At 56.8% G+C, this 18,526-nt stretch carries 17 protein-coding genes; 11 read left to right on the forward strand and 6 right to left on the reverse strand.

Annotated features, from left to right (window positions below):
• Positions 1–116: 116 nt before the first annotated feature.
• Complete coding sequence (locus QT230_RS07750) at positions 117–1,073, reverse strand: AraC family transcriptional regulator (protein WP_308321034.1); 957 nt, start codon at positions 1,071–1,073, stop codon at positions 117–119.
• Positions 1,074–1,187: 114 nt separating this feature from the next.
• On the opposite strand from QT230_RS07750, the gene QT230_RS07755 reads away from it, so the two are divergent.
• Complete coding sequence (locus QT230_RS07755) at positions 1,188–2,021, forward strand: oxidoreductase (protein ID WP_308321035.1); 834 nt, start codon at positions 1,188–1,190, stop codon at positions 2,019–2,021.
• A gap of 140 nt (positions 2,022–2,161) precedes the next feature.
• Here QT230_RS07755 and QT230_RS07760 read toward each other — a convergent pair whose 3' ends face one another.
• A complete protein-coding gene (locus QT230_RS07760) occupies positions 2,162–3,118 on the reverse strand; it encodes a LysR family transcriptional regulator (protein WP_308321036.1) in 957 nt (318 codons plus the stop codon).
• A gap of 110 nt (positions 3,119–3,228) precedes the next feature.
• Between QT230_RS07760 and QT230_RS07765 the strand changes: the two genes are divergently transcribed.
• The 8 genes from QT230_RS07765 (at position 3,229) to QT230_RS07800 (ending at position 10,987) form a co-directional block, all read left to right on the forward strand.
• The gene (locus tag QT230_RS07765) at positions 3,229–4,338 is read left to right on the forward strand and encodes an ABC transporter ATP-binding protein (RefSeq protein WP_308321037.1); all 1,110 of its coding nucleotides are present in this window, start codon (positions 3,229–3,231) and stop codon (positions 4,336–4,338) included.
• A gap of 38 nt (positions 4,339–4,376) precedes the next feature.
• Positions 4,377–5,075: an HAD-IA family hydrolase gene (locus QT230_RS07770; RefSeq protein WP_308321039.1), complete on the forward strand. Its 699-nt coding sequence runs from the start codon at positions 4,377–4,379 to the stop codon at positions 5,073–5,075.
• A gap of 1 nt (position 5,076) precedes the next feature.
• Complete coding sequence (locus QT230_RS07775) at positions 5,077–6,384, forward strand: FAD-binding oxidoreductase (RefSeq protein WP_308321040.1); 1,308 nt, start codon at positions 5,077–5,079, stop codon at positions 6,382–6,384.
• Positions 6,385–6,421: 37 nt separating this feature from the next.
• Entirely contained in the window at positions 6,422–7,477 is a 1,056-nt protein-coding gene (locus QT230_RS07780) for an ABC transporter substrate-binding protein (protein WP_308321041.1), read from the forward strand.
• 69 nt (positions 7,478–7,546) lie between these two features.
• On the forward strand, positions 7,547–8,446 hold the full coding sequence (locus QT230_RS07785) for an ABC transporter permease (RefSeq protein WP_308321042.1): 900 nt from the start codon (positions 7,547–7,549) through the stop codon (positions 8,444–8,446).
• A complete protein-coding gene (locus QT230_RS07790; RefSeq protein WP_308321044.1) occupies positions 8,443–9,231 on the forward strand; it encodes an ABC transporter permease in 789 nt (262 codons plus the stop codon). The genes QT230_RS07785 and QT230_RS07790 overlap by 4 nt, the downstream gene beginning before the upstream one ends.
• On the forward strand, positions 9,228–9,377 hold the full coding sequence (locus QT230_RS07795; RefSeq protein WP_308321045.1) for a hypothetical protein: 150 nt from the start codon (positions 9,228–9,230) through the stop codon (positions 9,375–9,377). The genes QT230_RS07790 and QT230_RS07795 overlap by 4 nt, the downstream gene beginning before the upstream one ends.
• 173 nt (positions 9,378–9,550) lie before the next feature.
• On the forward strand, positions 9,551–10,987 hold the full coding sequence (locus QT230_RS07800; protein WP_308321046.1) for an alanine/glycine:cation symporter family protein: 1,437 nt from the start codon (positions 9,551–9,553) through the stop codon (positions 10,985–10,987).
• A gap of 200 nt (positions 10,988–11,187) precedes the next feature.
• Here QT230_RS07800 and QT230_RS07805 read toward each other — a convergent pair whose 3' ends face one another.
• Positions 11,188–11,907 (reverse strand): YrhK family protein, encoded by a 720-nt coding sequence (locus tag QT230_RS07805; RefSeq protein ID WP_308321047.1) that lies wholly within the window; start codon positions 11,905–11,907, stop codon positions 11,188–11,190.
• Positions 11,908–12,052: 145 nt separating this feature from the next.
• Entirely contained in the window at positions 12,053–12,373 is a 321-nt protein-coding gene (locus QT230_RS07810; protein ID WP_308321048.1) for a hypothetical protein, read from the reverse strand.
• Between the two features lie 139 nt (positions 12,374–12,512).
• Between QT230_RS07810 and QT230_RS07815 the strand changes: the two genes are divergently transcribed.
• Both QT230_RS07815 and QT230_RS07820 read left to right on the forward strand, forming a co-directional pair.
• Positions 12,513–13,343: an AraC family transcriptional regulator gene (locus QT230_RS07815; protein ID WP_308321049.1), complete on the forward strand. Its 831-nt coding sequence runs from the start codon at positions 12,513–12,515 to the stop codon at positions 13,341–13,343.
• 25 nt (positions 13,344–13,368) lie between these two features.
• Positions 13,369–13,974 carry a LysE family translocator gene (locus QT230_RS07820; protein ID WP_308321050.1) on the forward strand — a complete coding sequence of 202 codons (606 nt, stop codon included), beginning with the start codon at positions 13,369–13,371 and terminating at the stop codon, positions 13,972–13,974.
• 70 nt (positions 13,975–14,044) lie between these two features.
• On the opposite strand, the gene QT230_RS07825 is transcribed toward QT230_RS07820, so the two are convergent.
• Together QT230_RS07825 and QT230_RS07830 are read right to left on the reverse strand one after the other, a co-directional pair.
• A complete protein-coding gene (locus QT230_RS07825) occupies positions 14,045–17,272 on the reverse strand; it encodes a multidrug efflux RND transporter permease subunit (RefSeq protein ID WP_308321052.1) in 3,228 nt (1,075 codons plus the stop codon).
• A gap of 6 nt (positions 17,273–17,278) precedes the next feature.
• Positions 17,279–18,481 (reverse strand): efflux RND transporter periplasmic adaptor subunit, encoded by a 1,203-nt coding sequence (locus tag QT230_RS07830; RefSeq protein WP_308321053.1) that lies wholly within the window; start codon positions 18,479–18,481, stop codon positions 17,279–17,281.
• Positions 18,482–18,526: the final 45 nt, after the last annotated feature.

Genomic DNA, 18,526 nt, shown 5'->3' on the forward strand with positions numbered 1-18,526 from the left:
CTAAGTGGCAGTTAGGTTAAAACGGAGCGTCTGGCGCGGCACTATTATCCTAAACGTTTACGCATAGCGCGAATATCGTCGATATCGGCTGGCCGTAGCGGATCAAGTCTTCCCTCTCAATGTGACGACACGTAGTCCGAACTGGCAAAAGCTGGCGGCAACGCGAAGTTCTCCCGCATCCGCTTCGTTTCGGAAGCTGGCGTCAAGCCGAAAAGCCGTTTGAACTCCCGATTGAATTGCGAAGGGCTCTGGTAGCCGACAGCATGGCAGGCGGCCTCTGCCGTCATGCCCTGGCGAACCATCAGCAGTCGCGCTTGATGCAGTCGCGTGGATTTAACGTACTGCATTGGTGAGGTGTGCGTAATGGCTTTGAAGTGATTAAGGAACGTCGGAACGCTCATACCGGCCTCGCTGGCCAGTTGCGTCAGGTTAAGCGGCTGAGCGTAGGTCGCGTGGATGTGGCGTAACGCCTTGCTGATTTTCCCGAACTGCCCCTGCATTGCCAGCGCTGCACGCATGGCATTGCCCTGCGCACCGGTGAGCACACGAAAATACAGTTCTCTCACCAGCGCGGGGCCGAGAATCTTCGCCTCAAGCGGCTGACTCATTGTTTCGAGAAAACGTGTCACGGACACCCGCAAAGCAGCATCCATGGGGCTGGACATTAGACTCTGGGCCGCGCGTTCCTGGGCGAGGGCCTGATGGTGGTCGATCTGGGTCATCAGTTCCGCTGCGAGCTGAAAATCCAGATGCATGTAAATGGCTAACAGTGGGTGTTCAGGTGTCGCCTCAGTTTCCATCGTGAAGGGCACCGGCACCGCGACTGCCAAATAGTGCTGCTCATCGTAAAGATAAACCTGATCGCCGAAATAACCCCGCTTTCGTCCCTGGCAAACTATCACGATACCAGGGTCGTATAGAACGGGGGTACGCGACAAGGGGCGATCCGAACGCAGGATGCGTACATCAGGCAGGGCCGTGAGGTTGTATCCTTCTTCCGGCGCCAGCGCCTGAAGCAACGTCACCATGTCCCGCTGTTCAGCCGCCTGCGGAGAGGGAAAAGTCTTTTCCATGCGATATCCACTGGAATTATTAGAATAGGCAATAATATAAGAATTATGAGCCTAAAATAAGGCAATTCAACAGCGTAATGTGCATCTTCTACTGATACACAGGAGCTATATGTAATGTCTAACAGCAAACTCTTATTTATTACCGGGGTCAGCAGCGGCTTTGGCCAGGCGCTGGCTCAGGAAGCACTTGCTAGCGGCCATCACGTGGTCGGCACGGTCCGCAGCGAACGGGCCAGGCAAGCGTTCGAAGAGCTCGATCCCGCGAAGGCAGTGGGCCGTTTGCTTGATGTGACCGACTTCGATGCCATTGACGGTGTCGTAGCCGAGATTGAGGCGAACGTTGGAGCGATCGACGTTCTCGTCAACAATGCCGGTTACGGCCACGAAGGTATTATGGAGGAATCCCCGATAGCCGAGATGCGTCGACAGTTCGATGTGAATGTATTCGGCGCGGTCGCCGTGACAAAGGCTGTATTGCCATTCATGCGCGCACGCCGGAGCGGCCACATCCTCAACATCACGTCGATGGGTGGTTTCATCACGATGCCGGGCATTGCCTATTACTGTGGCAGTAAATTTGCGCTGGAAGGTATTTCTGAGGTGCTTGGCAAAGAAGTTAAACCCTTCAACATTCACGTCACCGCCGTGGCGCCCGGCTCGTTTCGCACCGATTGGGCTGGTCGTTCGATGTCCCGCACGCCACGCTCCATCCCTGACTACGACGCGCAGTTCGATCCAATCCGCAACGCCCGAGAGGAGAAAAGCGGTCAGCAACTGGGTGATCCTCAAAAAGCCGCGCGCGCAATGCTGGCTGCAATAGCCAGCGACACACCGCCGGAACATCTGTTGCTGGGAAGTGATGCGCTAGAGCTGGTGCGCAGAAAATTGTCGGCGCTTATCGACGAAATTAGCGAATGGGAGACGCTAACACGCTCAACCGATGGCTGAAGCTCCACCCCGTACATAGACCCGCATGGATTATGCAGTGACTCAAGCTCGCAGCAAGAATCTCGCGCGCTTGGCCATAGCTCTAGCGGCATGGTGTCTCCGCTAGTTATTAGCTAGTGGCCCTCACAGTCTGGAAAGAGTTAGCAATTCTTTAAATAGGCATCAAGCTTCAACTCTGGATACTGCCTCGCCACATTCGCAACGTCATTGCGGGTCTCTTCTATTATCCACTCGCGTACTTGCTTGGCCGCATCACTCAGCGGCTTTTTGCGTGAGTGCACCAGGTGGCAAAGCCGCTCGGTGGCAATTGCAGTGGGCGTGGCGGGCACCAGCGAGCCGGTCTCTAGCCAGTGGGAGGCGATGTTCAACCAGCCGATGGCGATTCCCTGACCAAGCAGAGCGGCCTGGAGCACTACTGCATAGTCCGAAAAGACCAACGAGTGAGTCGACCCATAAGCTTCCATATGAAAATTGGGCAGAAGCTCAAACCAGTCTATGCGGCTGTCGCTCAGGCTGATCAGGGTGGTGGAAATGTCGTTGCTGGTCGATTCGAGTTGCTGCTGGCGATAGGCGGGACTGCAGACAGGTACCAGTATTTCCGGCAATAGCAGTGAAGCGTCATGCAGGATGTCCTCCCCCGTCACAAAGCGAATCCCCAGATCCACGTCCTCGACTGAGCCGCTTACCGACCCTGAAATCAGTTGAAAGCGAAGGTCGATATTGGGTAGCTGCGCCTGCAGTTTGTGCATACGCGGCATCAGCCAATGGGTGGTGAAGGCGGTAGAGACCGATAGCGTGACGGTTTCAAGCCCGGTGCTGCGTGCCCGGATCTCCTGAATCGCCGCTTCGATATTGTGAAAGCCGTCGACCACGCCTTGGTAAAGTATCTCACCGCTCTCGGTCAGCTCGGTCTTGCCGGGCGTGCGCAAGAACAGTTTGACCTCCAGATACTCTTCCAGAAGCGCCAGCATACGGCTGACCGCCGGCTGGGTAACCCCCAGTTCGGCGGCGGCTTTGGTGAAGTTACCGCAGCGGGCCGCTGACTCAAAAACGAAGAGTGCGTTGGCACTGGGCAGTTGTCGGCGCAATGTAGGCATGACTTCAGGTTATGCCACAGCCAAGAATTTCGCAATTGTCCGCGAACACCTTATCTGCTGTACTCAATGACAACCGATAGGCATCACAACAATGAAAGGTGATAACCCCTATGGATGAGCGAGACAGTGTGGGAGTTGCCATACGCTCCATCAGCAAGCGTTATGGCAGTACGGTAGCCCTGAAGGACATAACCTTAACTATTGAGCCGGGTGAGTTCGTATCATTGCTGGGCCCTTCAGGCTCTGGAAAAACGACCCTGCTGGGCGCCTTGGGTGGTTTCGTGATGCCTTCATCAGGGTCGGTGTGGGTCGGCGATCAGGATATGACTTACATGCCGCCGCATAAGCGCAACATCGGCATCGTCTTTCAGAGTTACGCACTCTTTCCCCACATGAGCGTTGGCGAAAACGTCGCCTTTCCGCTGCGTGCCCGTCGTTTACCCAAGTCAACGTGGCCGGAGCGCGTGAAGCAGGCGCTGGCCATGGTTGAACTGGATGGCTATCAGGATCGAGGGGTGTCGCAGCTGTCGGGCGGACAACGGCAGCGGGTCGCGCTGGCCAGGGCGATTGTGTTCGAGCCGCGGCTAATCCTGATGGACGAGCCCCTGTCAGCGCTGGACAAGCAGCTGCGCGAGACGATGCAGATAGAACTTCGCCGCTTACACCGCAAGCTGGGGGCTACCGTTGTGTATGTGACTCACGATCAGCGTGAGGCGCTAACCATGAGCGACCGGGTGGCCATCCTTAAGGATGGTGAACTGGTTCAGATCGGCGCCCCCGAAACGCTGCACAACAACCCTAAAGACTCCTTTGTGGCCAGCTTTATCGGCGACTCCACTCTGCTACCGGTGACCCGCATTGATGAGCACAGTGTCCGCCTCGGCACTCACACGCTGCGTTCGACCAAGCCCATCGCCCCTCATGCAGAGCTACTGCTGGCCATTCAAACCGAGAAACTGCTGATCGACGATGGGCGTCATGAACCAGGCGCCAATCGCCTGCCATGCCGGGTCATCGAGGCGGTATACCAGGGCGATAGCCTGCGATTGTTCCTCGAACTTGAAGACGGCACTTCCATCAGTATGCGCCAACCCAGCCACCACGCCGCAAGGCTACAGATTCCACCGCTCGGCGAGCGCTTGAGCGTGGTACTGCATCCAGAGGACACCATCATCGTGCCTCGTGCGGGATGCCCCACTCCGGCGACAAACGTTGCCTGACATAACTGCGAAGTAAACAACAGGAGTCATAGCCGATCATGGAACTTTCCAACTTTAAAGTTCTGACATTCGATGTCGTGGGCACGCTGATTGATTTCGAGAAAGGTGTACTGGAAGCAATCCGGCGACTTGGTGGGGCTGCGGCCCAGGATCTGGACGACAACACTATTTTCGAGGCCTACAAGCGCGGTCGGGATCGTTACCCCGGGCGCTCAAGCAGTGCCATGGCGGATGTCTACCGCTCGTTGGCTGAAGAGTTAAAGCTGCCTGCCGATACGGCTTCGGCAGATGCCTTTCAGATGGCTGTATTTCGTTGGCCTGCTTTTGAGGATTCGGTGGCGGCACTGAAGCGCCTGCGCAAGCACTATCGTCTGGTCGCCATGACCAATGCTGATCGCACCGCCTTCTCTTGCTACTCGCATACTCTCGATGACCCCTTCGACGATAGCGTAACCTGCGACGAGACCGGGGTGGCCAAGCCTAACCCACAGTTTTTCGCCTACAACCGTGGCCGTCAGACGGCCCACGGCTATAAGTTCTCGGAAATACTGCACGTTGCCCAGAGCCAGTACCACGACATCGGCATAGCCAAAGAGCTGGGCTACACCACTTGTTGGATAGAGCGTCGTCAGGGGCAAACGGGATTCGGCGGCACGCCGGCGCCAAAACAGCTCACGACGCCAGACTTTCATTTCCCCACCCTTAAGGCGTTGGCCGACGCCGTAGAGAAGGTGTGATATGAGTGGGCCGCAGCCAGGATCCCCGATTGCTTCGCTTTGGCGTGATACGGCGAGTACCACCGCTAATTTCGCGCCGCTTTCCAGCGATAAAACCGTTGATGTCGCCATTATCGGCGGTGGCTACACGGGGTTAACCGCGGCCCACCGCTTGGCAGAACGGGATGTTCAAGCGATTGTAGTGGATGCCAACCCTATTGGCTGGGGAGCAAGCGGGCGCAACGGCGGCGTGGTATCGGCCAAGTTCCGGCTATCGTTTCCCAGCATCGCCCAGGCACACGGTATGTCGGTTGCCAACGCCATGCATCAGCTCTGCCATGAGGCGGTGGATGAGGTAGAAGCACTGATTCAGGCGTACAGCCTGGAGAGTGCCCGCTTCACACGCTGCGGTAACTTGCGCTGCGCCCACACAGCCAAGGCTTTGAAAGAAATTACCCAAGAAGCCGAGTGGATGCGGCGGGAAATGGGCGATGATTCGCTACGCTGCCTCTCCGCTGGCGAAGTAGCCGAAGAGACTGGGTCGCAGGCGTTTACAGGCGGGGTTTTGGGGCTTGGTGTTGGCACCTTGCACCCGCTTGACTATGTGCGCGGACTGGCGGAAGGGATTAATCAACGCCATGGCGAGGTAGTCTTCGAGCGAACCCCCGCCACTAGCATTCGTCGATTGGATAATGGTGTATGTATCACAACGCCAGACGGCGAAATCAAGGCGCGACAGGTGATCCTGGCTACCAATGCCTATTCGGACATCACCCCTGTAAGTGCAGCAATCAAGTCTCGTTTAGTGCCGTTTAGAAGTTCGATCATTGCGACTGAACCCCTTCCGGAGGCGCTGAAGAACCATCTGTTGGTCAAGGAAAGAAGCTATGGCGAAACCCGCCGGATGATGCGCTGGTTTCGCAAGGTCGATGGACGGATCGTATTTGGAGGACGCGGGGCGTTTGGGAAGCGTGACTCTCAGGCGGCGTTCGACTCCCTGCAGAGCGCTATGGTGTCGCTTTTTCCAGCGCTCACCGATATCGACATTGCCTATCGCTGGTCAGGGCATGTGGGGATGACGCTCGATGCCCTCCCCCATGTGGGCAGATTCGACGACCGCGTTTGCTACGCCGCCGGTTACAACGGCGCCGGTGTGGCCATGTCGACGTTGCTCGGGCGGTTGGCGGCGGACTACGCCATGGGTGAAAGCCCTGATGTCGCGCTGCTGGCGGCGGATCGGCTCAAGGCCGTGCCGTTTTACCCCTTACGTGAAGTTGGTATTCGACTGGTAGCCGGTTATTACCAGTTCCTTGATGCCATCGGGCGCTGATCCGGCGTCGGTGCATTTACTCAATGGAGATAGCAAGATGAAAGATACTCACTGCTTCAAATACTTGCTTGGTTTCTCGGTAGTTGCGGTAGGTAGCGTCGGTGCTGGTGATAGTTTGGCAGACGGCGAAATTACCTTCGTCTCCCAGGGAGGGGCGTACCAGGAAGCACAGACGGTGGCCATACTCGACCCAGTTGCCGAAGCGCTAGGCATCACCATTCGCCAGGAGAGCGCCCCCGACGCCTGGCCGATGATCAAGACCCAAGGCACTACCGGCCAGGCAGTATGGGATGTGGTCGATACCCCGCCACTGAACTGTGTGCGGGGCGGTAACCAGGGGCTGATTGCGGAACTCGACTTCAGCCAGATCCCCAACGCCGACTCAATGCCCGAGGCGTACAAGACGCCCTACTCCGTGGCCTATGAGTTCTATTCCAGCGTACTGGCCTACGATCCCGAGGCCTTCGATGGTAATCCGCCTCAAAGCTGGGAGGATTTTTGGAATGTCGAGGAGTTCCCCGGTAATCGTGCCCTGCGCAACCACCCACTAGGGACGCTTGAAGCCGCCCGAATGGCCGATGGGGTGCCGCGAGAAGAGCTTTACCCGCTGGACGTTGACCGCGCCTTCGCCAAGCTTGAGGAGATCAAACCGCATATCACCACCTGGTGGACGTCTGGTGGACAATCAGCGCAGCTGCTCTACGACGGCGAAGTCGACATGCTGATGATGTGGAATGGTCGCGTTAGCGCGATCATTAATGAAGGCGCCAGCGCGGAGTTCACCTATAACGATGGTGTGCTGCAAAACACGCACCTGTGCATTATTGAAGGCGCGACCAATCAGGAAACGGCCGTCGAGTTTATCAACGCGGCAATCGCCCCCGAGTACCAAGCCAATCTGCCGTTACATATCGATTACGGCCCCGGCAACCCGGCTGCCTTCGATACGGGCAAGATTCCCGATGAGCGTGCCAAGGAGCTACCAAGCTTCCCCGAAAACGCCGAGCGTCAGGTATTGATGTCCTACGAGTGGTGGGCCTCCTCGGCGGGTGAGGAAGCGGAACGTCGTTGGCTGGAGTTCATGCAGCGATAAGTGCGTCGTTGCCGTAGCCCACCTTCGGGGTACGGCAACGCTTGTCGATTTCCCGCTAGGAGACATCCTTTGAAAGCGACCGCCATCAACAACAATTACCCTCACGCTCGCCACCGGGATGCCTCACGTGGCTATCGGCGGCGCGAGCATGCGCTCATGCTGCTCTTGATGTCGCCCGCCGTGCTGGTGGTTTTTGTGCTGCTGCTTATTCCCCTGGGTTGGTTGATCGGCCAGTCCTTCTATGCCGACGGTTTCACGCTGGAACACTACCAACGGATTCTCACCGAAGGCATCTACTGGAATACCTTCTGGGTCACGTTTCGCATCAGTTTTATCGTCACCCTGCTGGCGCTGCTGATGGGCTATCCCATCGCCTATGCCGCCTCGATATTGCCACGACGCTGGTCAGTGGTGGTGCTGGCGTTGGTGATTCTACCGTTTTGGACTAGCGTCTTGGTCAGGGCCTACGCCTGGTTGATTTTGCTGCAACGCTCAGGGGTGGTTAACGAATCGCTGATGGGCGTGGGCCTTATCGACGCGCCGCTGGCACTGGTGCATAACGAGCTGGGCACCATCATTGCCACCGTGCATATTCTACTGCCGTTCATGGTTTTACCGCTTTACGCCACTATGCAGAAAATTCCCCACGACTTGATACAGGCTGGCGCCAGTCTCGGTGGCAGCCCACTGCACGTTTTCATGCGCGTGTTCTTCCCGCTTTCGCTTAGCGGTGTGTTAGCCGGTATGACGCTGGTGTTTGTGCTGTGCCTCGGCTTCTATATCACCCCGGAGCTGGTGGGTGGAGGGCGTACGGTCATGGCCTCAATGCTGGTCAGCCGCAACATCCAGCTGTATAGCGACTGGGGCGCCGCCAGTGCCGTCAGTGTCGTGCTGCTGATGTGTGTGCTGGTCATTTTCTATGTGGTGAGTCGCCTCGTTCCCCTTGAGAAGATACTGGGTGCCAAATGAATAAATTATCCTTGAGCCGAATCATCTTCATTGGCTATGTGGTCGTGGTGCTGACCTTCTTGATCCTGCCCTTGCTGATCGTTGTGCCCATGTCGTTCTCGGACAGCCGCTTTCTCTCCTTTCCGCCCAGCAGTTTCTCGTTTCGCTGGTATGACACTTTCTTCAATAACCTGGGCTGGATGTCCGCCGCGAAAACCAGCCTGATCGTGGCATTCTCCACGGCATTGATCGCGACCCCGATTGGCGTGGCAGCGGCCTATGCCATCAATAGCTCGACACACTGGCTGATGCGCTATCTGAAGATAGTGCTTCTGCTGCCCTTGATCGTGCCGATTATTATCGTCGCCACCGGCGTATTCTTCATCTATGCCCTGGCAGGAATGCTATACACCATTCCGGGCCTGATCATGGCGGACGTGATGTTGGCGCTGCCCTATGTGATCACCGCGGTAACGGCAGGGCTGCACGGTTTTGACCAGACCCAGGAGATGGTGGCTAGAAGCCTGGGGATGAATCGCTTCCGCGCTTTCATGAGCGTCACCCTGCCGCAGATCATGCCTAGCGTGGTAACCGGCGCGATCTTTGCGTTTATTCAGGCGCTGGACGAAACCATGGTGGCGCTATTTATTTCGGGTGGCCAGAACCAGCCTTTGACCGTGCGCATGTTCACCGCGCTGCGCGACGAGATTGACCCGACCATCGCCGCCATCAGCACGTTATTAACCGCTGCTTCATTCGCACTGGTGTTACTGCTGGTGCTGGCACGCAAGCAGGCGCCAGCATGAGCATCGAACTGCACGCCACGGCAGGCCGCGAGATGGGGGGAACCATCGCCCCCCCTGCGTGGCTATTGAGAACCCTCTCTTTCGCTCTACAGAACAATGGCGGCGGTATAGCCGCTGATGGTCATCGTTTTGGATATATGCCTTAAAATTACCCTGCCCCATGTAGCTGTTCAATCTAAAAAATTTTGCTTTCCTCGCAAAAATGTCCATATGCTCAATCTAGTCACTCGAGTTAGTCATATAAAAAAATACGCGATGCTTTTTCAGAATTGACGCCGAATCTCACCAACATCTCACCTAATAGGCGGAGTAAGAGACTATGGCTTTTATCGAAAATTTCTTTGGTGTACTGGAAGACCTAACCTGGGGATGGGCACTGATACCCCTGCTGGTCGTCTTTGGGCTGTTCATTACCTTAATGACCGGATTTGTTCAATTCAGGTTCTTCACGCGTATGTTCCGCGTTCTATCCGCTAAAAGTGAGTCGTCTGACCCGAATAGCGTGAGCGCCCGCGCTGCCTTGATGCTCTCTGTAGGTGGGCGTGTGGGCGGCGGCAATATTGCGGGGGTTGCTGTGGCGATTACCCTCGGCGGCCCAGGGGCGGTGTTCTGGATGTGGGCGATTGCCTTGGTGGGCATGGCCACAAGCTTGGTGGAATCTTCGCTCGCGCAGCTTTTTAAACGTCGCCAGACCGATGGCACCTTCAGAGGCGGCCCCGCCAATTCGATTATTTACGGCTTAGGCGCTGAGTACAAATGGCTCGCGGTCTTTTATGCAGTCTGTTTGCTGGCTGCTTTTGGCCTTGGTTTTAATGCCTTTCAGGGCAATACCGTGGCGGGGTCAATCGAGAGCAGCCTGGGCGTCAGCCGCTATGTCACCGGTACGCTGCTGGCCGGTGCAACAGGCTTGATCGTGTTTGGCGGCATTCGACGCATTGCCAGGGTTTCCGAAGCGGTGGTGCCGGTGATGGCGATGGGTTACATACTGATGGCGCTGCTCATCATCGTAATGAACATCACTGAAATTCCCGGCGTCATCGCCACTATTGTTGCTAATGCGTTTGGTTTCGAGGAGGCGGTAGGCGGTGGTATGGGGGCCGCGATTGCGCAGGGCATTCGGCGCGGGCTGTTTTCTAACGAAGCCGGTCTGGGGTCAGCGCCAAACGTTGCCGCTGCCGCTGATGTGCGTCACCCCATTAGCCAAGGAATCACGCAATCGTTCTCAGTCTTTATCGATACCATGCTTATCTGTTCATGCACGGCGTTTATGATCTTGCTAGGAGGCGTTTATGAGCCTGGTGCCAGTGATATCGACGGCGTTGTGCTGACCCAGCAGTCGTTGGCCTATCATTTGGGGGATTGGACGCAATATCTGCTGTCTTTAATGATATTGCTATTTTCATTTAGCTCGATCATCTATAACTACTACCTTGGCGAGAATGCCGTGGCCGTGATGACCCAAAATCCGATAGCCATTCAGGTACTACGCGTCGTAATTATCGGCATCGTCTTCCTAGGCGCCATCGCGCCAGGGGCAACATCGGTGTTCTTCTTCTCAGACCCGATGATGGGACTACTGGCGGTGGTGAACCTGGTGGCCATTATGATGCTGCTGCCTACTTGCCTACGCCTGCTGAAAGATTTTCGCGAGCAGCTTGCTCAAGGTATTAAACGCCCGGTGTTTGATTCCAATAAATTCAATGACCTGGATATTGATCATACGGCCTGGTCAGAATATAGCGATGAGCAACGCTAATCTATGTTGCTAGAGACTGTTCCCTAACGCATCAGGCCCTCGGCAAATGTTTGATCGACATCCCTGTGCACATCAGTGCTCGGGGATGTTCCTATCTCATACCTCAACGTTCCCGCCATCGCCCTTCAGCACAACTCAATGCTTATTCTCCCCTGCCGATTAGCCATGATGTACAAGCATTCGGAAGCGATGCTGGCTAATCAGGAGAGGCACTGGTTTTTGACGTCTTCCTTTTTTTGATGGTCTTGGTGAGCCCTATAAGCTCTATAGAAGTTGACTATTCCCCCAGCGAGAAACAGCATACTGGCGAAAATGAACTGAGCACCCAAATAGGTATGCAGTGTATGGGCAAGCGGCGTCTGATAGCTCGGCCAGAGATAAGGAATCGAGAAGACCAGAAACAGAATGGAACCGATAATAAACGAGATGGCAACGGCATTGAGCAGTTGCAAGACAACTATGTTTCCAGCCTGTGTGATTTGCGTCACGTTAACCGTCGCACCAATCGTGAACAGAATGCTGCCAATGATAAAGCACCAGGCTCCGCCTCTCTCCCAGCCTACACTCGGCAAAAACAAGGCGCTGCCTACCAGGAACAGTACACTACCGATGATGTAGCCTGCCGACATTACAAACTCAAGCATTGTTTTTGTGCCGTGCGAGGGGTGACGGCGATAATGGCTGATGATTTCTACACAATCGTTTGCTGTCACAGCCAAATAGATTAATGAACCCAAGATGAACAGCCAGGCACCCGCCGCCAAGTGTTTCTCAAAGGCCGGCAGGAAAAAGAGACTCCCTATCACAAAGGCGACGGCTCCCACGATGTAGGCTGAAGCATTCAGGCCTTCCCATAAAAAACTATCGTTGGGTAACGACGTTTGATAACTACGTTTTCGGTTAGTGATGTGATGCGGCATGTCACGTCCTTACATTTACACGAGCTAGCAAAATGGCCGTTCAAACGCTGATTTAAACACTTATTAAGCCTGCCCTCGCCGCTCGGCACTTTAGCTTCTCAATGGACTGGTGGTGCGATTGCTTATGAGCATGTGTGGATGCCGCTCACTGCCCAAAGCTGATACCCAGCCGCAATGCTTGTAAGGCGTCAAATTCGATACTGACTTCGTCAGAGAATAGCGGATGCCCCTGAACCGCGAAATCTAGCGTCGCTTGAGCGCCGCGGTAGGTTACGGTGACGGCTATATCCGCAGAGCTGCTAACGGGCGCCAGCACACCATACTCGACGTTATCAACGCTAACCGAGGAAAGGCCGCGACTATCCAGTTGCTCTTGGATTTCGCGCTCAACGACAACGCCGTAATAGAAGTAAATACCGGCATAGCCCAGCGCTACCAGTACGATCAGTGAAAAAAGCTTTCCCATGCAAACTCCTTGGTGGTGATCGCTATCGATAGACAATCATCGCACAGTCGATGAGCAATTATGTACAAGCATCCTTGGCGCTGCCGACATAAGCTAAGACTGTACTTCATCAAGTTAGATTTTATCAGGGGAGGTCGGCATGAGCAGCGCCAGCCGGTTTGAGTTCTTCAAAAGTCATCATGTGCCAACACTGACGGTGCTGAAGGCGGCTATTGAGGATTTCAGCTACGACCCGCATGCCCACGAGGAGTATGCCTTTGGCGTCACGCTGGCCGGTCGTCAGGACTTTTTCAGCGGTGGGCAATTTCATCGCAGCCCGCCGGGCAACGTGATTCTGTTCAACCCGGAGGAAGTCCACGACGGGCATTCGGGCGGCGCACAAGCGCTGGACTACCTGATGGTGTATGCCCACCCCGAACAGGTGATGCCGCTGTTCGCCGAGGTACTTGGCCGCGAAAGCGCCGCAGGCTTTCGTTCCGACCAAACGCTGATTCAGGATGCGCCCCTGCGCCACGCCATTCTGGAATTGGCCCGTTTGGTGAGCACTCACGCCGGAAGCTGCATTGACCAGGAGAATGCGCTTTATCAGGTAGTTGAGCGAACCGTTCAGCTAGGCGGCCATGTTCAACCCAGCCGCGTCACGCAACGCCCGGATGCCCTGCTAGGCCTGGCCAAGGCATATATCCACGCCCACCTGGAGACGGATATGTCGCTGGATGACATCAGCCGAACCGCGCATTTATCCAAGTACCACTTTTTACGGCTGTTTCGGCAGCACTACGGCATGACACCTCACCAGTACGTGATTAATTGCCGGATCAATGCAGCCCGTGCGGCACTGGACCAGGGTGCGCCGCTGAATGAGGTGGCATTGCGGTTTGGGTTTGCCGACCTTAGCCATTTCAATCGCCGTTTTAAGCGCATCTATGGCATGACGCCCCACCAATACCAGCGCGATATCGCGCGGTAGTCCTACCAAACTTAGAGGTTCCACCATGTTAGCAATCGTCGCCTATGCCCTGGGCGTCATGTACACGCCTGGGCCTGTAAATCTGCTCGGCCTGAATGTAGGCATCAATGGCCAGGCCAAACAGTCGGTCGGGTTTTGCCTGGGCGTGGGAACGGCAATGCTTGTTTACTTGCTGGTGTTGGGCTGGGCGGGGGCTGCCTGGATCAGCGGCAGCGCCCTTATCATGGTGAGTACGCTGGGCTGTAGCTACATTGTTTACCTGGCCGTCAAAATTGCCCGCGCCAACGCGGATTTGGGCGAGCCTGACCATGCGCCGCGCCTGCTGAGCTTTCGCGATGGGCTGGTGATGCAGTTGCTCAACCCGAAAGCCATTGTCGCGACTCTGCCCATTGCCACCCTTCAGTTTCCGGCGGCGGGTATTCAGGGCGTCAGCTTGGTGGTGTGGGCGCTGGGGCTATCCGCTATGGCGGCGGGCGCCCCCGGCAGCTATGTGGTGATCGGCAGCCTGGTCGGGAATCGCATTAAAAGCACGCGGGTCGTGAAAGGCTTCAACTGGCTGATGGCGGGGTTGCTGATCGCCGTGGCGCTGTCGATTGGTGTTGAGCATGTCTGGATGCCGCTTACGAACTAAAGCGCGCCCTTGCGTATGGTAGAAACCCGCCAGGCGAGGTGGTTGGACTACCCACCTCGCCATAAGCGTCTCAGGCTCGGCCTGAATCCGGCAAGTCATCCTGACCAGGACTGTCTTGAACAGAACTGTCTTGAACAGAGCTATCATCGGTGGTCAGGGTAGCGCTGTGATGACTGACCAGCGGGCCAGCCAGCTTGCGCAGCGCCACGTAGAACACCGGCGTGAGGAATAAGCCAAACAGGGTGACACCGATCATGCCCGCAAACACCGCCGTACCCAGCGCCGCCCGCACCTCTGCACCTGCGCCGGTGGCTACCACCGAAGGCAACACCGCCGCCGTGAAGGCAATCGAGGTCATGATGATCGGCCGCAGCCGTAGTCGGCAGGCTTCCAGGGCCGCGTCCACCACACTCATGCCCTGCAGCTCCAACTCCCGGGCGAATTCGACAATCAGGATGGCGTTCTTACACGCCAGGCCAATCAGCACCACCAGCCCCACCTGGACGAAGATGTTGTTGTCACCCCCGCCAAACCAGACGCCGATCAGCGCCGCCAGCATCGACATGGGCACGATCAAAATCACTGCCAGCGGTAACGTCCAGCTCTCGTAGAGTGCCGCCAATACCAGGAACACCAGCAGGATCGACAGCGGGAAGACCACCAGCGCCGCATTACCCTGGGTCGACTGCTGGTAGCTCAGGTCGGTCCACTCAAGCGCCATGCCCGGTGGTAGCACCTCTTCCGCCAGGGCGTTGATGGTGTCCATCGCCTGGGCGGAAGAGAGTATGCGGGGATCGAACTCGCCGGCCAGATCCGCCGACGGGTAGCCATTGTAGCGCAGCACCGGGTCTGGGCCGAAGGTTTGCCGGATATCCACCATCGTGCCGATGGGCACCATTTCACCCTGGTCGTTACGGGTCCGCAGCCGAGCGATGTCTTCGACGCTCTGCCGATAAGGGGCGTCCGCCTGGGCGATCACCTGCCAAGTGCGACCGAAGCGATTAAAGTCATTAACATAGGTCGAGCCCAAATAAGTCTGTAGGGTATCGAACAGTTCGGTCAACGGCACGCCCTGGGCTTTGGCCCTTAGCCGGTCCACCTCGGCATCCAACTGCGGTACGTTGGACTGGTAACTGCTGATCGGAAACCCCATCCCCGGCGTTTGCGCAATCGCGCCCTGAAGTTGGTTAACCGCCTGCTGCAATGCCCCATAGCCAAGGTTACCGCGGTCCTCGATGAACAGCTGAAAGCCGGAGCCATTGCCCAATCCCAGAATCGGCGGCGGCATAAACGAGAACGCAAACCCCTCTTTCAAGCCGCCAATGCCCTGATTGATGCGGGCGTTTATCTCTGCGGCGCTAAGGCTGCGTTCACCAAAAGCGCTGAGGGTAAGAAACGCCACCCCGGTGTTAGAAGTATTGGTGAACTGCAGCGCGTTCAGGCCCGGAAAGGCAATGGCGTGCTCCACGCCATCAATCTCCATGGCCACATCCACGACGTCCTGAAGCATCTGGTCAGTTCGCTCCAGGGACGCGCCTTCCGGCAGGATGACGCCGGCAATCAGGTAAAGCTTGTCCTGCACCGGGATAAACCCGGGCGGCACCGCCTTGAACATCACACCGGTGCCCAGCAGCAACAACGCGTAGACCACAAATACTGCGCCTCGGTGTTTAAGGGATCGAGCCACGCCTCCCTGATACTTGTTGGAACTGGCGTTAAAGAAACGATTAAAGGGACGGAATATCCAGCCGAACAGCGTATCGATCACGCGAGTGAGCCGATCTTTGGGTGCGTTATGCGGCTTGAGCAGCATCGCCGCCAACGCGGGTGAAAGGGTCAGCGAGTTGATGGTGGAGATAACCGTGGAGATGGCAATCGTCACCGCGAACTGGCTATAGAATTGACCAGTGACCCCCGAGAGAAAAGCCATGGGGATAAATACAGCGCACAACACCAGTCCCACGGCGATGATAGGCCCAGAGACTTCACGCATGGCCTGATGAGCGGCCGCCTGCGGCTTCAGGCCCTCCTCGATGTTCCGCTCCACGTTTTCCACCACCACGATGGCATCGTCCACCACGATACCGATGGCCAGCACCAGACCAAACAGGGTCAGCGTGTTGATGGAGTAACCCAGTAGGTAAAGCGCCCCAAAGGTGCCAATCACCGATACCGGCACTGCCAAAAGCGGGATGATCGAGGCACGCCAGGTTTGCAGGAAAAGTGTGACCACTAACACCACCAGCAGCACGGCTTCCAGTAGGGTGGCTATCACCGACTTTATAGAGTCGTTCACAAAGATCGTGGTGTCGTAAACCGCTTCGTACTTAACGCCTTCTGGGAACTGCTCGGACAGTTCATCCATGGTGGCGACTACCTGCTCGCGGATCTCCAGCGCATTGGCACCCGGTGCCTGGAATATCCCCACACCCACTGCGTTCTGGCTGTCCAACTGCGAGCGTAGGGTATAGTCACCGGCACCCATTTCCAGCCGGGCCACATCCGAAAGCCTGAGTATCTCGCCGCTGTCGCCGCGTCTCAGCACGATGTCACCAAACTCTTCCACCGTTTCCAACCGCCCACGGGCATTGATCAGGGTGAGAAAATCACTCTCCTCAATGGGTTCAGCCCCTAACTGCCCGGCGGAGACCTGGACATTCTGCTCCCGCATGGCGCCTACCACATCGCCAGCCGTCAGGCCGCGGGCGGCGATCCGGTCGGGATCAAGCCACGCCCGCATGGCGTAGTCACCGCCACCGAAGATTTGCGCATCCCCTACCCCTTCAAGCCGGGCCAGACGGTCGCGGACATTCAGCCGTACATAGTTACGCAGGTAAAGGGTGTCGTACTCGCCGCTGGGTGAGGTCAGGTGAACAACCATCAGAAACGTGGGTGACTGCTTCTGAGTAGTGACGCCTTGACGGCGAACGGCCTCCGGCAGCCGGGCTTCGGCCTGGCTGACGCGGTTCTGTACGCGAACGGCGGCCTGCTCAGCATCGGTACCGGGGCGGAAGGTGACGGTCATTTGCAGCACGCCATCAGAACCTGCAACAGACTTGAGGTACATCATGTCCTCGACGCCATTGATGGCCTCTTCCAACGGCGTCGCTACGGTCTCGGCAATCTCCTTCGGGTTGGCGCCGGGGTAAACCGTTCTCACTACCACGGAGGGCGGCACTACATCCGGGTACTCACTGATCGGCAGGTTGGGAATGGAGATCAGTCCCACCGCAAGAATAATGATCGACAACACCGCCGCAAAAATCGGTCGGTCCACGAAGAAACGGGAGAAGTTCATGGCGGCTTACTCTTCCCTGGCAGCAATGGTGGGTTGGTCGTCGGAAATAGGGGTATCAGCCGCCGGGGCGGTCGCTACGCTTTGCGGGCTCACTTCCATTCCGGGGAAGAAAACTTTTTGCACGCCATTAACGATCACTCGATCACCCGCTTGAAGCCCGTCGGTGATGACTGTTCGTTCTGCCACCTGCCGCCCTGTGGTTACCTGGCGCTGCTCTGCAAGGTTATTCTCATTGACGACATAGACGTAGCGGCGATCCTGATTGGTCAGCACTGCCTTACGATCTACCAGTAATGCTTGCTCTAAACGAGCGACCGGCATTTCGACCCGCGCAAACTCCCCTGGTCGAATGCGGCCATCCGGGTTGGCCAGCACCGCCCGAAACTGCAGAGTACCTGTGTTGGGGTTCAAACGGTTGTCGATAAAGTCCAGGGTGCCCGTGTACTGGCGCTCCGGGTCACCGCCCAGCTCAATCGTCAGGCTGTTCGGCGCGTCACTAATCAGGAGTGTCTGACTGGCAAATGCGGCCTGCTCGTCCGCTTCGAAGTAGACGTGTACCGGATCAATGCTCACCAGCGTGGTCAACAGGCTCTGATCAGCGTTGGCCAGATTACCCAGCGTCACCATGGCCCGACCGACGCGACCACTGACGGGCGCCGTAATGCGGGTGTATTCCAGGTCCAGCTCGGCGGTATCCAATGCGGCTTGAGCGGCATCTACCATGGCGCGGGCATTATTCAGAGTCGCTTGACGCTGGTCATGCACCTCCTGAGAAATGGCTTGACGGCCAAGCAATACCCGGGCGCGCTCGGCTTCGCTGCCAGCCTGGGCAAGCTGGCTCCTGGCCTGGGCAAGATCCGCCTGGGCGGCGCCAACACGCGCCTGATAAGGCCGTGGATCAATCAGGAACAACAGGTCCCCCTGCTCCACCAGTTCTCCCTCCTCGAAAGCGACTTCCTGGATATAGCCACTCACCCGAGCTCTTAACTCCACCGTTTGCGCGGCTTCTACACGCCCGGTGAATGACTCACTCAGCACCACCGGCTGAGCGATGATCTCCGCTACGTCGACTTCCGGCGGTGGCGGTGCTGGAGAAGCCACTTCCTCCTCGCTCTTAGCCTCGCATCCAGCCAGCAAGGCCGTTATCAGCAGGGGCAGGATCACTGCCCGGCCGCTTGCAAAACGGATTCTTTGTAAAAGACTTCCCATGATGAATTGCTCCCATGGCTACCGGCATCCGATAGCAGCGTTCGT

This window comes from Halomonas sp. SpR8, from assembly GCF_031010195.1.
In the GTDB taxonomy this organism is placed as follows: Bacteria; Pseudomonadota; Gammaproteobacteria; order Pseudomonadales; family Halomonadaceae; genus Vreelandella.

What these genes read in the sequence shown, in the direction of transcription:
- QT230_RS07750 (WP_308321034.1), bottom strand. Translation starts at nt 1,073, where the DNA reads ATGGAAAAGACTTTTCCCTCTCCGCAGGCGGCTGAACAGCGGGACATG.
- QT230_RS07755 (WP_308321035.1), top strand. Translation starts at nt 1,188, where the DNA reads ATGTCTAACAGCAAACTCTTATTTATTACCGGGGTCAGCAGCGGCTTT.
- QT230_RS07760 (WP_308321036.1), bottom strand. Translation starts at nt 3,118, where the DNA reads ATGCCTACATTGCGCCGACAACTGCCCAGTGCCAACGCACTCTTCGTT.
- QT230_RS07765 (WP_308321037.1), top strand. Translation starts at nt 3,229, where the DNA reads ATGGATGAGCGAGACAGTGTGGGAGTTGCCATACGCTCCATCAGCAAG.
- QT230_RS07770 (WP_308321039.1), top strand. Translation starts at nt 4,377, where the DNA reads ATGGAACTTTCCAACTTTAAAGTTCTGACATTCGATGTCGTGGGCACG.
- QT230_RS07775 (WP_308321040.1), top strand. Translation starts at nt 5,077, where the DNA reads ATGAGTGGGCCGCAGCCAGGATCCCCGATTGCTTCGCTTTGGCGTGAT.
- QT230_RS07780 (WP_308321041.1), top strand. Translation starts at nt 6,422, where the DNA reads ATGAAAGATACTCACTGCTTCAAATACTTGCTTGGTTTCTCGGTAGTT.
- QT230_RS07790 (WP_308321044.1), top strand. Translation starts at nt 8,443, where the DNA reads ATGAATAAATTATCCTTGAGCCGAATCATCTTCATTGGCTATGTGGTC.
- QT230_RS07795 (WP_308321045.1), top strand. Translation starts at nt 9,228, where the DNA reads ATGAGCATCGAACTGCACGCCACGGCAGGCCGCGAGATGGGGGGAACC.
- QT230_RS07800 (WP_308321046.1), top strand. Translation starts at nt 9,551, where the DNA reads ATGGCTTTTATCGAAAATTTCTTTGGTGTACTGGAAGACCTAACCTGG.
- QT230_RS07805 (WP_308321047.1), bottom strand. Translation starts at nt 11,907, where the DNA reads ATGCCGCATCACATCACTAACCGAAAACGTAGTTATCAAACGTCGTTA.
- QT230_RS07810 (WP_308321048.1), bottom strand. Translation starts at nt 12,373, where the DNA reads ATGGGAAAGCTTTTTTCACTGATCGTACTGGTAGCGCTGGGCTATGCC.
- QT230_RS07815 (WP_308321049.1), top strand. Translation starts at nt 12,513, where the DNA reads ATGAGCAGCGCCAGCCGGTTTGAGTTCTTCAAAAGTCATCATGTGCCA.
- QT230_RS07820 (WP_308321050.1), top strand. Translation starts at nt 13,369, where the DNA reads ATGTTAGCAATCGTCGCCTATGCCCTGGGCGTCATGTACACGCCTGGG.
- QT230_RS07825 (WP_308321052.1), bottom strand. Translation starts at nt 17,272, where the DNA reads ATGAACTTCTCCCGTTTCTTCGTGGACCGACCGATTTTTGCGGCGGTG.
- QT230_RS07830 (WP_308321053.1), bottom strand. Translation starts at nt 18,481, where the DNA reads ATGGGAAGTCTTTTACAAAGAATCCGTTTTGCAAGCGGCCGGGCAGTG.